Source organism: Streptomyces sp. MBT53 (genome assembly GCF_016654115.1).
GTDB lineage: Bacteria > Actinomycetota > Actinomycetes > Streptomycetales > Streptomycetaceae > Streptomyces.
In genome coordinates this window covers 1-14,845 of the sequence record NZ_JAEQAZ010000199.1, presented here as the reverse complement: position 1 = coordinate 14,845, position 14,845 = coordinate 1, and the positions used below count along the sequence as shown (strand labels likewise).

Genomic DNA, 14,845 nt, shown 5'->3' with positions numbered 1-14,845 from the left:
CAGGCCGAAGCGGGGGTCTGGGGGCGGCAGCCCCCAGTGACGGGACGGGTAGGGGCGGCGGGGGCGAAGAAACCCCCCGCCCCTACGACAGCGGCGCCCCGTACCCGTCGGCCGAAACACCCTGCGGCTCAGGATCCCGCGGCCCGAACAACGCGGTCAGCCCCAGATGAACAACAAGCGCCGCGATGGACCAGGCCAGCACCGCCCCCTTGGCCCCCAACTTCAGCGGCGCCGAGAACGTGACCCCCTTGCCCACGGACTTGGCATGCGCGAGCACGTCCTTCGTCGGCCCCAGCCACATCCCCAGCCGCCACGCGAGCAGCGAGGCCAGCAGCCCACCCACGGTCAGCGCGACGACCAGCGGCACTCCCCCACGCCGCCGCAGCAGAAACGCGGCAAGCGCACTCAGCACCCCAAAACCCACCGCGAGCAGGGTGAACGTTCCGTCCACCCCCACCGCCTGCTCGCCCTCGGAGTCCTTGAGATAGACGACCCAGCTCTTGTCGACCACGTCCCCGACCAGCGGCACATGCGGGGCCAGCCACCACCACAGCAGCCCGAGCAGCACCCCGCCGAGCGCCACGACGACCGTGGCGACGGCGGCCTCGATCAGCTCGGTCTTCATTCCGGGCCCGTCCGAGCCGTAGGACGCCTCCTGCGGGGCGTACACGGGATACCCGGCGCTCGGGGCACCGGGGTCGCCCTGGGGGCCCTGGTCACCCGGCGGCTGCCACGGGTCGTGCGAGGACTGGTCACGCGGCGGCGGAGGCGGAGTCAGCGGTGCGGTCACAACGCCATCGTGCCAGGCCCGGCTGTGCGGCGCGTCACCGGACGGCGGCCCGACGGTAGGCCCAGGCGGCGACGGCCAGCGAAACGACGCCGACCGCGGCGCATACGGCGAGGTCACCGAGGACGAGCGCCCAGTCGGGGTGCGCGGCGAAGGTCTGCGCGAAGGCCTCGACGCCGTAGGTGGACGGCACCAGGTCCCGCAGGAACCGCACCGCGTCGGGCATCCGGTCGGCGGGCAGCACCCCGAGCAGCAGTGCCGCCGACATGCCCAACTGCCCGAGCAGCGTGGCGAGTTCGGGTCGCGGCGCAAGCAGCCCCAGAGCCGCGCCGAGCCCGGCGAGGGCGGCCCCGGCGAGCGGGATGACCGCCGCGAGGATCCAGATGTTGCCCATCGGCAGCCCGAACAGCACACACCCGAAGACGGCGGTGAGCGCGGTCCCCGGCACGGTGAAGGAGGCGTACGCGCCCGCCGCCCCGAGCACCACGGCGGCGGGCGGCACCGGCAGGGTGGCGTAGTGGTCGAGCCCGCCGCTGCCGCGCAGCTGACCGAAGTACTGCGCGAGCAGGTTGAGCCCGACGTAGGCGACGACCAGCACGGACGAGCCCGCGACGACGAACCGGGCGTCGTGGCTCCCGCCGTCGACGACCCCGCGCATCATGATCAGGATGCCGACGGACTGGAAGGTCGCCACGAACAGCAGCGGGATCCGCGCGACCCGCGCCCGGGAGAGCTGCGCCCGGTACACGGCGGCCAGCGAGGGCCACAGTCGCGCCTTCGGCCCCAGCTCGGCAGCGCCTGCCCCGGCGGCCTCCGGCACGGCCAGCGGGCCACTCGGCAGAACATCGGCGGATACGACACTCACGTCGCGCTGCTCCTCTCGACGCCGGCAGTCGCCCTGTCCCATACGGATACGACAGCTCGTGTACTCATGCCTTCACCAGCCCCTGTCCGTTTCCGCCCAGGGTCAGATAGACGTCCTCCAGGCTGGGCGTGGCCAGGGTGAAGTCGTCCAGGGCGGCGAAGGCGGCCCCGCCGGTCACCGTGGCGACGGCCACCCGGGCCTCCTCGGGGGCGAGCCTGAGCGTCCAGCGGCGGCCGGACTCGACGGCCCGGTCCCGCAGCGCGGCGACCTCCGGGACGTCCAGCGGCGGTTTCTCCCGCCACACCAGCTCGACCCGGACCTCTCCGGCGACCTGTTCCTTGAGCCCGGCGGGGGTGTCGCAGGCGATGACCCGGCCCTGGTCGAGGACGGCGACCCGGTCGAGGACGGTCTCGGCCTCGATGACGTTGTGGGTGACGAGCAGCACGGTGGACCCGCGCTCGGCCCGGCGCCGGTCGACGGCGGCCCACACGGCCCGCCGCGCCACCGGATCCATCCCGGTGGTCGGCTCGTCGAGCACCAGCAGCGGGCGTTCCCCGACCAGCGCGGCGGCCACACACGCCAGCCGCCGCTGCCCGCCGGACAGCTTCTTCAGCGGCCGCCCGGCGATGGCCGTGAGCCCCAACTCGTCGAGTACGGCGTCCCGTTCGGCCCGTGCCTCGCGCAGGTCCAGGCCGCGCAGCCGTGCGGTGGTCTCGGCGGCGAGGGACACGGTCAGTTCGTCGAGCGCGGTGGACTCCTGGCCGAGGTAGGCGAGGATCCGCGCGGCGCGCTCCGGGTGGCGCACGATGTCGTGCCCGAGGATCTCGACGCTGCCCGCGTCGGGCCGCATGAGCCCGGTGAGCTGGCGTACGAGGGTGGACTTGCCGGCGCCGTTGGGTCCGAGCAGTCCGAAGATCTCGCCCCGGCGGATGTCGAGGGTCACGGCGTCGGTGGCCCGTACCTCGGGGGTGCCCGGCGCACCGCGTCGTCCGCGCACCGCCGGATAGGTCTTGCTGAGTCCGCGCACCGCGCACACGACATCCCCACCGTGTCGAAGTGCCTGTCCCGCGCGCGTACTCACAAGGGACGAGACTACGGGGTCCGCGGCCCCCGCCCGTTCGCGGGTGGGTCGAGAACCGCAAATACCCCGGTAAAGAGCGTCAATCCCCCGCGGGGGCGTGCTCGGCCGCCGTGCGGACGTCGATCTCGCGCCAGAACCCGGCGCGGATCGCGTACCGGTCGTGCTCGTCGATCTGGTCGTCCTTGTGGGCGAGGAGTCCGAAGCGGGCCGCGTAGCGGAGCAGTTCCCCGTCGATGCGGTGCGGGACGCGGGGATACATTCCGGAGAGTTTCTGCAGGTGGGCGCCCTGGTCGCCGAGGCGGCCCATCCACCGGCGGGCGAACACCTGGCCGACCTCGAAGGGGTCGCCGCCGACCGTGGTGATGTCCTCCTCGCGGTCGGCCCAGCGCTGCTCGGCGGTGGTCAGCTGCGCCAGCGTCGGCATCGAGGCGACCTCGGGCGGTTCGGTGGCGCCGCCCGGCCGGTCGACCCACCCTTTGTCGGAGGACCAGCGCAGGGTGGCGCTCGCGGGATGCGGCGCGGGCGCGGCGGCTCCGGGGGCCTTGAGGCTCGCCAGGTCCTTCGGGGTGGGCACGCCCTTGGGTGCGGGGACCCGCTCCTGTGTGCCGTTCTCCGAACCGGCCTCGGCCGCCGCGTGCTCGCCGTCCTCGACCACCCGCTCGCGCGTCGCGGGCGCCGACTCGGGCAGCGGCGCGGACAGGATCGCGGCGATCTCCGGCCTGGGCACGGGCTGCGGCGCACACACCCCGCCGAGATCCTTCGCCCGTACGGCCTTGGTGATCCACGTCCGGTCGAGCACCCGCCGCTCGTCGGCCTCGGCGACCAGGTCCTCGGACTGGTTGTAGTCCCCGTCGGCGGCCTGCACGGCCCACAGGTGTACGGCGACGCCGTGTTCCTTGGCGGCCATCATGCCCGGCAGCAGGTCGCCGTCGCCGGTGACGAGGACGACGTCGGAGCAGGCGCGGTTACGGGCCAGCTCGGTCAGTTCGGCGTGCATGGCGGCGTCGACGCCCTTCTGCGCCCAGCGGCCGTCGCTGCGGGTCAGGGCACCGAGACGGACGGTGACCCGGGGCATCACGCGCAGCCTGCGGTGCTCGGGCTGCGGGACGCGGTCGGGGGCGCCGTCGAACCAGTAGATGCGGAGCAGGGGCCGTTCCGTGTCGGACTCGGCTCGCTCGCGCAAACCCTGGATGAGGGCGGCGTGATCGACGGTGATACGGGAACGCGAGGGCTCTCCGGCGAGGAGACTGGCCGCCGCCCCCAGCAGATACCCGGCGTCCACCAGGACGATGCAGCGGTCCACGCGACTCACCCTCTTCCCGGTCGGTTTTGCTTCGGGCTCGCTTCGAGTCTGCCCGACCGCACTGGGGTTAACGGCCCGAAACTCGATCTTCGGCGTGGCGTTTCGGGGCTTCCGTCTCGCACCAACCATGTCACACACGGTAATTATCCGAAATGCGTTCTTCGTCAGCCTATGTGAATCTGGTCGCGGTCCCGGCCCCTAGATCCCCCCTCAGGAGGCAGATCACCATGGCCAAGAACAAGCATCGTGACCGTAAGCAGCCCCAGTCCGAGCGCGCCCAGGAGCAGGCCACGTCGTCCTCGATGGAGGCACAGGCCGAACAGCGCATATCCCAGGCGACGCCGAGCGACATGGCCCGCAAGGGCAAGCAGAAGCGCTTCGGCCACAACTGAGGCCTGTGACAAGGGTTGTTGAATGACTGAGGGGCGCATCCGTTGGCGGATGCGCCCCTTGGTCACTTCTGCGAGTCCGTCGCTCAGCCCGCCAGGCAGGCCGGGCCGAGCAGCACCTTCAGGTCGCCGAACAGGGCCGGGTCGGGCTTCACCCGGTGCCGGTCCAGGCGCAGGATCGTGGTCTTGGTCGGGCCCTGGAGCTTGATGCGGACCTCGCTGTCGCCCCGGTGGTGGCTGAGGATCTCACCGAGCCTGCTGACCATGGGCGGAGTGACCCTGGTCGCCGGGATGGTGAGGATCACGGGCGCGTTTGTGCCCGCGTTCGACACGTCCGGGACCTGCATCTCCATCGCGACCAGCCGGGGCACGTCCTCGCGCTTGTCGAGGCGGCCCTTGACGAACACGATGGTGTCCTCGACGAGTTGGGTCGAGATGAGCTGATAGGTCGCCGGGAAGAACATGCACTCGATGGAGCCCGCGAGGTCCTCGACGGTGGCGATCGCCCAGGCGTTGCCCTGCTTGGTCATCTTGCGCTGGAGGCCCGAGATGATGCCGCCGATGGTGACGACCGCGCCGTCCGCGTGCTCACCTCCGGTGAGCTGGGCGATGCCCGCGTCGGCCTTGTCGGACAGCACGTGCTCCAGGCCGAACAGTGGGTGGTCGGAGACGTAGAGACCGAGCATCTCCCGCTCCTGGGCGAGGAGATACGTCTTCTCCCACTCGTCGGTGGTGAACTCCACGTCGAGCCCGAAGCCGGGCTCGCTGGTGTCCTCCTCGCCCATGCCCCCGAAGAGGTCGAACTGCCCCTCGGCCTCCTTGCGCTTGACCGCCACCACGTTGTCGATCATCGGCTCGAAGTGCGCGGTGAGGCCCTTGCGGGTGTGCCCGAGGGTGTCGAACGCCCCTGCCTTGATGAGGGATTCGGTGGTGCGCTTGTTGCAGGCGGCGGCCTCGACCTTGTCCAGGTAGTCGGGGAAGGAGCCGTACTTCCCCTTCGCCTTGCGGGACCTGATGATCGAGTCGACGACGTTCGTGCCGACGTTGCGCACGGCCTCCAGGCCGAAGAGGATCACGTCGTCGCCCTGGGCGGCGAAGTTGTGCACCGACTCGTTGACGTTCGGCGGGAGCACCTTGATCTTCATGCGCCGGCACTCGTTCAGGTAGATCGCGGACTTGTCCTTGTCGTCCTTGACCGAGGTGAGCAGCGCCGCCATGTACTCGGCCGGGTAGTTGGCCTTCAGATAGGCGGTCCAGTACGAGACCAGGCCGTACGCGGCGGAGTGCGCCTTGTTGAACGCGTAGCCGGCGAAGGGGACCAGGACGTCCCACAGGGCCTGGATCGCCTCGTCGCTGTAGCCGTTCTTCCGGGCGCCCGCCTGGTAGATGGTGAAGTTCTTCGCCAGTTCCTCGGGCTTCTTCTTGCCCATCACGCGGCGCAGGATGTCGGCCTCGCCGAGCGAGTAACCGGCGACGATCTGGGCGGCCTTCTGCACCTGCTCCTGGTACACGATCAGGCCGTAGGTGACCGCCAGGACCTCCTCAAGGGGCTCCTCCAGCTCCTTGTGGATCGGCGTGATCTCCTGGCGCTTGTTCTTGCGCTCGGCGTAGTTGATGTGCGAGTTCATGCCCATCGGGCCGGGCCGGTACAGGGCCGACACGGCGGAGATGTCCTCGAAGTTGTCGGGCTGCATCTGGCGCAGCAGCGAACGCATCGGGCCGCCGTCGAACTGGAACACGCCCAACGTGTCGCCGCGGCACAGCAGTTCGTACGTCTTGGGGTCGTCCAGCGGGAGGGCGAGCATCTCCAGGTCGATGCCCTTGTTGGACTTCACCATCTTCACGGCGTCGTCCATGATCGTGAGGTTGCGCAGCCCCAGGAAGTCCATCTTGATCAGGCCGAGCGACTCGCACTGCGGGTAGTCCCACTGTGTGATGGTCACGCCGTCGGTGTGCCGCACCCAGATCGGGGCGTGGTCGACGATGGGCTCGCTGGACATGATGACGCCGGCGGCGTGCACGCCCATCTGCCGGACCAGGCCCTCGACGCCCTTGGCGGTGTCGATGACCTTCTTGACGTCCGGCTCGTTCTCGTACATCCCGCGGATCTCGCCCGCCTCGCCGTAGCGCGGGTGCTTGGGGTCGGTGATGCCGGAGAGGTCGATGCCCTTGCCGAGGACGTCGGCGGGCATCGCCTTGGTGAGGCGGTCGCCCATCGCGTACGGGTAGCCCAGCACGCGCGCGGAGTCCTTGATGGCGTTCTTGGCCTTGATCTTGCCGTAGGTGCCGATCATGGCGACCTTGTCGGCGCCGTACTTCTCGGTCACGTACCGGATCACCTCGACGCGCCGGCGCTCGTCGAAGTCGATGTCGACATCGGGCATGGAGACGCGCTCGGGGTTGAGGAACCGCTCGAAGATCAGGCCGTGCGGGATCGGGTCGAGGTCGGTGATGCCCATGGCGTACGCGACGATCGAACCGGCCGCGGAACCACGGCCGGGGCCGACCGCGATGCCGTTGTTCTTGGCCCACATGATGAAGTCGGCGACTACAAGGAAGTAGCCCGGGAAGCCCATCTGGATGATGACGTCCAGCTCGTAGTCGACCTGCTTCTGGCGGTCGTCGGGGACGCCGCCCGGGAAGCGGCGCTCCATGCCGAGGCGCACCTCCTCCTTGAACCAGGTGACCTCGGTGTAGCCGTCCGGGATGTCGAATTTCGGCATGAGGTTCTTGGCCTCGAACATGCCGGTGGTGTCGATCTGTTCGGCGACCAGGAGGGTGTTGCGGCAGCCCTCCTGCCAGGCGTCCGAGGAGTCCACGGCGTACATCTCGTCCGTCGACTTCAGGTAGTAGCCGGTGCCGTCGAAGCGGAAGCGGTCCGGGTCGGAGAGGTTCTTGCCGGTCTGGATGCAGAGCAGGGCGTCGTGGGCGGTCGCCTCGTGCGCGTACGTGTAGTGCGAGTCGTTGGTCACCAGGGGCGGGATGCCGAGCTTCCTGCCGATGTCCAACAGGCCGTCACGGACCCGGCGTTCGATCTCGATGCCGTGGTCCATCAGCTCCAGGAAGTAGCGGTCCTTGCCGAAGATGTCCTGGTACTCGGCCGCCGCCTTCAGGGCCTCTTCCTCCTGCCCGAGGCGCAGCCTGGTCTGCAGCTCGCCCGAGGGGCAGCCGGTGGAGGCGATGAGCCCCTCGGACCACTGGGAGATGGTCTCCTTGTCCATGCGCGGCCACTTCTGGAGCCAGCCCTCGGCGTACGCGTCCGAGGACAGCTTGAAGAGGTTGTGCAGGCCCGTCTTGTTCGCCGCCCAGATCGTCTTGTGGGTGTAACCACCGGAACCGGACACGTCGTCGCGCTTCTGGTGCGGCTGGCCCCACTGGATCTTGCGCTTGTTGCGCCGGGACTCGGGGGCGACGTACGCCTCGATGCCGATGATCGGCGTGACGCCCGCTTTCTTCGCCGTGTGGAAGAAGTCGTAGGCCCCGTGGAGATTGCCGTGGTCGGACATCGCGATATGGGTCATGCCCATCTCGTTGCACGCGTTGAACATGTCCTTCAGCCGCGCGGCACCGTCCAGCAGCGAGTACTGGGTGTGGACATGCAGGTGCGTGAACGGCGGCTTTGACACGGCTTGGCCTCCAGGGATAGCAGGGGAAACGATCGACGACGAGCAGCGGACGGTCTGGGGGGACGAGACCGAATCCTATGCCTGCCCACTGACACAAGGCGGGCACTCCCACGTACCTTCAAGCGTTGGAAAGTGACGACAGACCCGTCACATGTCACGTACCACCCGTACCAGGAGGCACAGAGCGATGTCGGTTCCGCAGCTCAACGACGAGCACCGCGGCGAGGAGATCCTCGCTGTCTTCGACACCGCCTTCGGCGAGCTCCTGGCCGCCGACCCGGCCGCGTTCCGCGTGAAGTTCCGGAAGATGGCGGCCTCCGCCTTCGCCTTCTACCGGGGCACGGCGGCCCTCTTCTACCACGACCTCACTGCAAATAATCAGTTTGGCTCGAAGCGGGGCGGCCCGTACCTGGACGACCGCACCTCGCGCGTGTGGATCCACGGCGACCTGCACGCCGAGAACTTCGGCACGTACATGGACTCCAACGGCCGCCTGGTCTTCAACGTCAACGACTTCGACGAGGCCTACGTCGGCCCGTTCACGTGGGACCTGAAGCGCTTCGCGGGCTCCATCGCGCTCCTCGGGTACGCGAAGGCGCTCAGCGACGAGCAGATCACCGAGCTGGTGAAGATCTACGCGGCCGCGTACCGCGAGCGGGTGCACGCGCTGGCGACCGGCGCGAAGAGCGACGAGGTGCCGCCGTTCACCCTGGACACCGCCGACGGCCCGCTGCTGGGGGCGCTGCGCACGGCCCGCTCGCTGACCCGCTTCGAGCTGCTGGACTCGATGACGGAGATCCGCGACTACGAGCGCCGGTTCGCTTCGGGCGGCGGCTCCATCGAGCTGGACGCGGCCACCCGCTACAAGGTCCTCGCGGCCTTCGACGGCTACCTGGAGACGCTCCCGGAGTCCTCCCTGGACCGCCCGGACTCGTACCGCGTGAAGGACGTCGTGGGCCGCCGCGGCATCGGCATCGGCTCGGCCGGGCTGCCGTCGTACAACATCCTTCTCGAGGGCAACAGCGACGCCCTGGAGAACGACGTGGTGATCTACATCAAGCAGGCCCAGACGCCGGCCGTCTCCCGGCACATCACGGACGCGGCGATCCGGGACTACTTCCAGCACGAGGGCCACCGCACGGTGATCTCGCAGCGCGCCCTCCAGGCGCACGCGGACCCGTGGCTGGGCTGGACCGAGCTGGACGGTTCGGGGCAGCTGGTCGCCGAGGTGTCGCCGTACGCGGTGGACCTGGACTGGAGCGACATCGACGACCCGGAGGAGATCGCCGCCGTGGTCGCGGACCTCGGGCGGGCCACGGCCACCATGCACGCGGCGGCCGACGACCAGTCCGGCGAGTCGCTGGTGCCGTTCTCCACGGAGCGCGCCATCGACGCGGCGATCGCGGCCGACGAGGACGGCTTCGCGGGCATCCTGGTCGACTTCGCGCACGACTACGGCACGCGCGCGCGTGCCGACCACCAGATCTTCGTCGACCTGTTCCGCAACGGCCGGATTCCGGGTCTGTAACCATCCGTACGCTCACAGGAACCCTTTAAGGGTCCCTTACCGGAGCGCATGACAGACTCACCCACGCTATGTACATATCCGGGATCCAGCTCAGGGCCGTACGCGCGGCGCTGTTCACGGCACTGGTCGTGACGCTCAGCACCGCGTCGCACGTGCTGCTGTCCCGGGTCCCCCTTCCGTTCGGCACGGTGGCCGCCATCGCGGCCACCGTGTTCGTGCTCGCGTACGCGCTGGCGGGACGCGAGCGCGGCTTCGGCCGGATCGCCGCCCTGCTGATCCCGCTGGAACTGGCCGCCGACACGGTCTTCACCACCGGCCAGCACGCCTGCTACGGCAGGGCGGGCGGCCCGGTCGCCGGACCGCTGCGCGCGGTCGGCCTGGACGTGCTGTGCAGCGGCGGCAGCGTGGGCACCCCGCTGGCCCGGATGACCGACGACCCCCAGCAGGCGGCGGCGCTGCTCGCGCACACCGACGCCACCGCCGCCTGGCTGCTGCTCGGCGCGCACATCGGCGTGGGGCTGCTGGCCGCCGCGTATCTGCGCCGCGGCGAGCGCGCGCTGACCGAACTGCTGCGCGCGGCGACGGCGGTCGGCTTCCGGCCGCTGCTGCTCGCCGTCACCGCGATGACGGGCCGGCGCACCCCCGCGGTCAGCCGGCTGCCGCGCACCACGCACCGTACGGCCACCGCCCGTGAGCTGCTGCTGGTGCACTCCCTGGGACGGCGTGGACCGCCGTGCTCGGTAAGCCTCCTCGCGGTCTGAACACGTCCGCGCACCGGCACCCGGGCACCACGAGCATCACGAGCACCCCTGTGTAGTCCCCCCATACGTATTCCGCGCACACCCTGTGCGCGTCCCTGATGGAGATCACCACCATGAGCAAGCGGAACAGCGCGGCGGCGAAGACGGCGGCCCGTGAGCGGCTGCGCGCCGAGCGCGAGCGCCAGGCCAAGCGCGCGAAGGTCAAGCGGCAGCTCATAGTCGCCGGTTCGGTCGTCGGCGTCCTCGCGATAGCCGGCGGCATCGGCTACGCCGTCGTGCAGAGCAACAAGCCCAGCTACTGGGAAGGCCTGAAGGACGCCAAGGTCACCGCCCCGGCCAACACCTCGGGCACCAAGGGCACGACGGTCGTCATCGGCAAGTCGACGGCCAAGAAGACCCTCAAGGAGTACGAGGACCCGCGCTGCCCCGTCTGCGCCCAGTTCGAGCAGACCGTCGGCTCGACCGTCATCAAGGACATCGACGACGGCAAGTTCAAGATCCAGTACATCGGTGGCACGTTCATCGACAACAAGGACAACGGCGTCGGCTCCAAGAACGCGCTGAGCGCCCTGGGCGCCGCGCTGAACGTCAGCCCCACCGCGTTCCTGGAGTACAAGTCCGCGCTGTACTCGACGAAGTACCACCCGGACGAGACGACCGACACGTTCAAGAACGACAGCTACCTCATCAAGGTCGCCAACACGGTCTCCGCGCTGAAGAACAACACGAAGTTCCAGACCGCCGTCAAGAAGGGCACCTACGACGCCTGGGCGATGGCCATGTCGAAGACCTTCGACACCAACAAGGACGGCGTGACGGGCACCCCGAGCTTCGTCATGAACGGCAAGATGCTGACCGCCGACAGCGCGGGCAACGCGCCCATGACGGTGGCCGACTTCAACAGGGTGGTGGACGCGGCCCTGAAGGGCTGAACCGACGGCCGGTGGAAGAGCGGGCGAACTTCACGAGTTCGCCCGCTCTTGTTAATACCGGTCAGTAACCTGGTCGCTCGTGACCAGTCGATACAGAGCAACCGAAGGCGCCAACTCGCCCTTCCCGCGCCGCCGTACGGTCGTCAAGGCCGCTGCCGCCACCGCCGTGCTGGCCGGCCCGCTCGTCGCCGCACTGCCCGCCGGGGCCGCGACCGAGACCCCCGCCTTCCTCCATGGCGTCGCCTCCGGGGACCCGCTCCCGGACGGCGTCCTGCTGTGGACCCGAGTAACGCCCACCGCCGAGTCGGTCCCGGGTTCCGGGCTCGGCCCGGACACCGAGGTGAGCTGGACCGTCGCCACCGACAAGGCGTTCACCACCGTCGTCTCCAGGGGCTCGCTCACCGCGACCGCCGCCTCCGACCACACCGTCAAGGCCGACATCCGCGGCCTGGCCCCCGCCACCGACTACTGGTTCCGCTTCTCGGCCGGCGGCACCGACTCCCCTGCGGCGCGCACGCGCACCGCGCCGGCGGCGGACGCCGACGTGTCCGGCCTCCGCTTCGGCGTCGTCACCTGCGCCAACTGGGAGGCGGGCTACTTCTCCTCGTACCGCCACCTCGCGAACCGCAACGACCTCGACGCCTGGCTGCACCTGGGCGACTACATCTACGAGTACAAGTCCGGCGAGTACGGGACGCGCGGCACGGTCGTACGGCCGCACGCACCGCTGAACGAGATCATCACGCTCGCCGACTACCGCACCCGGCACGGCAAGTACAAGACCGACCCCGACCTCCAGGCACTGCATCTGAAGGCGCCGGTGATCGCGATCTGGGACGACCACGAGTTCGCCGACAACGCCTGGTCGGGCGGCGCGGTCAACCACACCGAGGGCGCCGAGGGCACCTGGACGGCCCGTCAAGCCGCCGCGAAACAGGCGTACTTCGAGTGGATGCCGGTCCGCCCGGCGATCGAGGGCACCACGTACCGTCGCCTCCGCTTCGGCAAGCTGGCGGACCTCTCCCTCCTCGACCTGCGCTCCTTCCGTTCGCAGCAGGCGAGTTCGGGCAGCGGTTCGGTCGACGACCCGGAACGTACGATCACGGGTCGCGCCCAACTCGACTGGCTGAAGGCCGGGTTGAAGGCGTCGGACACCAAGTGGCGGCTGGTCGGCAACTCGGTGATGATCGCGCCGTTCGTCATCGGCTCACTCACCGCCGACCTGCTCAAGCCGCTCGCGAAACTGCTGGACCTGCCGCAGGACGGCATCGGCGTCAACACCGACCAGTGGGACGGCTACACCGACGACCGCCGTGAACTCCTCGCCCATCTGCGCTCGAACGCGATCGGCAACACGGTGTTCCTCACCGGCGACATCCACATGTCCTGGGCCAACGACGTGCCGGTGGACGCCGGCACGTACCCGCTCTCACCGTCCGCCGCGACGGAGTTCGTGATCACCTCGGTGACCTCGGACAACCTCGACGACATAGTCAAGGTGCCCGAGGGCACGGTCTCCGCGCTCGCCGCGCCGCTCATCCAGCTCGCCAACCGGCACGTCCACTGGGTCGACACGGACCGCCACGGCTACGGCGTCCTCGACATCACGGCCGACCGCGCGCAGATGGACTACTACGTCCTGTCCGACCGCACCTCGCCCACCGCGACCTCGTCCTGGGAGCGGTCGTACCGCACGCGCAGCGGCACGCAGAAGGTCGAGCGGACGTACAACCCCGTGTAGCCGGAAAACAGTTGGAGCGGTCCAGACACTGCTGTGTACATTCAACTCGTCAAGATCAACCACGATTGGAGTCAAATGGCCACCCCCCAAGGTGTTTTGACGAAGACCGCAGTGCTCACGGCCGCCCTGGCTTTCGCCGGGCTCACCTCGACGTCCGCCCAGGCCCTGGAGAACACGGCCGCGGCGGCGCCGCTGTACGTCAACCTGGTCACGGCCGAGAGCTCTCCCATATATTCCCAGCCCACGTCCTCGTCGACGCGGTACCGCACGGAGCCGGCGGGCACGACCCTGCGGATCCAGTGCTCGACCACCAACACCCCTTCGGGGGCGATGTGGTACAGGATCTACGACGCCCAGCCGACGTCCTGGGTGTGGTCCGGGCACTTCATGTCGCTGGTGAACCCGCCCAAGAAGTGCTGACCCGGTAGGTAGCCGCTACAGGCTGTCGAGGAAGCCGAGCGCCACCCGCCAGGTGGCCTCGGCGGCCTCCTCGTCGTAGTCGGGCAGGCCGGAGTCGGTGTACAGATGACCGGCTCCGGCGTACCGGTAGATCTCCACATCCGCACCGGCCTTGCCCATCTGGAGATACCAGGAGCTCAGCCAGTCGTCGGTCTCGAACTGGTCCGGCTCGGCGACATGCAGCTGCACCGGCAGATCGTCGACAGAAGCGGTGGCCGCGATGTCCGAGGTGCCGTGCAGGAGCAGCAGCCCGCGGGCCTTCTCGTCGCCGAGGGCGAGGGTCTGGGCGACGGAGGCACCGAGCGAGAACCCGGCGTAGACGAGCCCGCGCTCGGAGTAGGGAGCGGCGGCCAGCACGGCCCGCTTCAGCAGCTCGTCCTTGCCGATCCCGTCGTTGAAGGCCATGCCCTCCTCGACCGTCTCGAACGTATGCCCCTCGAAGAGGTCCGGCGTCCACACCTCGTGGCCCGCGGCGCGCAGCCGGTCGGCGGCCTCGCGCACCGCCGGGCGGAGTCCGTACGTCGAGTGGAAGAGCATGATGTTCATGAAGCCATCGTGCCAGTACGGTCGGACACATGGAGAACGTACTGCGCCCGCTGATCGTCATCGGCGGTTCCGTGGTCCTCACGCTGCTCATCGGCTGGGTCACCGACCTACTGCTGCGCAAGGCGGACGCCCGCCACGACGACACCACCCTGTGGGGCCTGCTGCGCCGAGGCCGCGTCCCCTACCAACTACTGCTCTGCGCAGCCTTTCTCAGAGGCTCCTACGACCAGGCGCAACTCCTCGAGGAACACCGGATCGGCATCGGCCAGACCCTGACCCTGGTGCTGATCGGCGCCACCGCCTGGCTGATGATCCGGGTCGCGGCGGCGATCGTGGAGTCGTCGTACGCGCGCTACGCCCGCGCCTCCCGCGACGCGGCCCGGGTCCGCCGGGTCCGGACCCAAGTGACGCTGATCACGCGGGTGGTGGCCGCGATCGTGGGTGTGGTGGCGGTCGCCGCGATGCTGCTCACCTTCCCCGCGATGCGCGCGGCCGGCGCCTCGCTGCTGGCCTCGGCGGGCGTCCTCGGCATCGTCGCCGGTGTGGCGGCCCAGTCCACGCTCGCCAACCTCTTCGCCGGGCTCCAGATCGCCTTCGGCGACATGGTCCGCATCGGCGACACCGTGGTGGTGGACGGCGAGTGGGGCACGATCGAGGAGATCACGCTGACCTTCCTCACGGTACGGACCTGGGACGAGCGCCGGATCACCATGCCGGTGTCGTACTTCACGTCCAAGCCGTTCGAGAACTGGTCGCGCGGCACCCCGCAGATGACCGGCATCGTCTACTTCCAGGTCGACCACTCGGCCCCCGTCGACGCGATGCGC

General features: G+C 69.4%; 13 protein-coding genes. 7 read left to right on the top strand and 6 right to left on the bottom strand.

What is annotated here, in order from left to right; translation table 11 throughout:
• Window positions 1-82: 82 nt before the first annotated feature.
• The 4 genes from JHN45_RS42675 to JHN45_RS42660 all read right to left on the bottom strand — a co-directional run bounded on the left by JHN45_RS42675 (window position 83) and on the right by JHN45_RS42660 (window position 4,036).
• On the bottom strand, window positions 83-790 hold the full coding sequence (locus tag JHN45_RS42675; RefSeq protein ID WP_201054760.1) for a DUF2567 domain-containing protein: 708 nt from the start codon (window positions 788-790) through the stop codon (window positions 83-85).
• Between the two features lie 34 nt (window positions 791-824).
• The gene (locus JHN45_RS42670; protein ID WP_200714868.1) at window positions 825-1,652 is read right to left on the bottom strand and encodes an ABC transporter permease; all 828 of its coding nucleotides are present in this window, start codon (window positions 1,650-1,652) and stop codon (window positions 825-827) included.
• 64 nt (window positions 1,653-1,716) lie between these two features.
• Window positions 1,717-2,688, bottom strand: coding sequence for an ABC transporter ATP-binding protein (locus tag JHN45_RS42665; protein WP_200714884.1), 972 nt, complete (start codon window positions 2,686-2,688; stop codon window positions 1,717-1,719).
• 124 nt (window positions 2,689-2,812) lie between these two features.
• Window positions 2,813-4,036: an NYN domain-containing protein gene (locus tag JHN45_RS42660; protein WP_200714867.1), complete on the bottom strand. Its 1,224-nt coding sequence runs from the start codon at window positions 4,034-4,036 to the stop codon at window positions 2,813-2,815.
• A gap of 227 nt (window positions 4,037-4,263) precedes the next feature.
• On the opposite strand from JHN45_RS42660, the gene JHN45_RS42655 reads away from it, so the two are divergent.
• Window positions 4,264-4,428, top strand: a complete 165-nt coding sequence (locus JHN45_RS42655; RefSeq protein WP_019067731.1) for a hypothetical protein — start codon at window positions 4,264-4,266, stop codon at window positions 4,426-4,428.
• 83 nt (window positions 4,429-4,511) lie between these two features.
• On the opposite strand, the gene dnaE is transcribed toward JHN45_RS42655, so the two are convergent.
• Window positions 4,512-8,051: a DNA polymerase III subunit alpha gene (gene dnaE, locus JHN45_RS42650; protein WP_201054759.1), complete on the bottom strand. Its 3,540-nt coding sequence runs from the start codon at window positions 8,049-8,051 to the stop codon at window positions 4,512-4,514.
• Window positions 8,052-8,238: 187 nt separating this feature from the next.
• On the opposite strand from dnaE, the gene JHN45_RS42645 reads away from it, so the two are divergent.
• The 5 genes from JHN45_RS42645 (at window position 8,239) to JHN45_RS42625 (ending at window position 13,433) form a co-directional block, all read left to right on the top strand.
• Window positions 8,239-9,579, top strand: a complete 1,341-nt coding sequence (locus JHN45_RS42645) for a DUF2252 domain-containing protein (protein ID WP_201054758.1) — start codon at window positions 8,239-8,241, stop codon at window positions 9,577-9,579.
• 68 nt (window positions 9,580-9,647) lie between these two features.
• Window positions 9,648-10,340 carry a hypothetical protein gene (locus tag JHN45_RS42640; RefSeq protein WP_201054757.1) on the top strand — a complete coding sequence of 231 codons (693 nt, stop codon included), beginning with the start codon at window positions 9,648-9,650 and terminating at the stop codon, window positions 10,338-10,340.
• Window positions 10,341-10,453: 113 nt separating this feature from the next.
• A complete protein-coding gene (locus JHN45_RS42635) occupies window positions 10,454-11,272 on the top strand; it encodes a DsbA family protein (RefSeq protein WP_201054756.1) in 819 nt (272 codons plus the stop codon).
• Window positions 11,273-11,351: 79 nt separating this feature from the next.
• Complete coding sequence (locus JHN45_RS42630; protein WP_201054755.1) at window positions 11,352-13,013, top strand: alkaline phosphatase; 1,662 nt, start codon at window positions 11,352-11,354, stop codon at window positions 13,011-13,013.
• Between the two features lie 96 nt (window positions 13,014-13,109).
• Window positions 13,110-13,433, top strand: a complete 324-nt coding sequence (locus JHN45_RS42625) for an SH3 domain-containing protein (protein ID WP_201054754.1) — start codon at window positions 13,110-13,112, stop codon at window positions 13,431-13,433.
• 15 nt (window positions 13,434-13,448) lie between these two features.
• Here JHN45_RS42625 and JHN45_RS42620 read toward each other — a convergent pair whose 3' ends face one another.
• Window positions 13,449-14,018 (bottom strand): dienelactone hydrolase family protein, encoded by a 570-nt coding sequence (locus JHN45_RS42620; protein ID WP_201054753.1) that lies wholly within the window; start codon window positions 14,016-14,018, stop codon window positions 13,449-13,451.
• A 29-nt stretch (window positions 14,019-14,047) separates the two neighbouring features.
• Here JHN45_RS42620 and JHN45_RS42615 point away from each other — a divergent pair.
• On the top strand, window positions 14,048-14,845 hold a 798-nt coding region (locus JHN45_RS42615; RefSeq protein WP_201054752.1), incomplete at its 3' end, for a mechanosensitive ion channel family protein.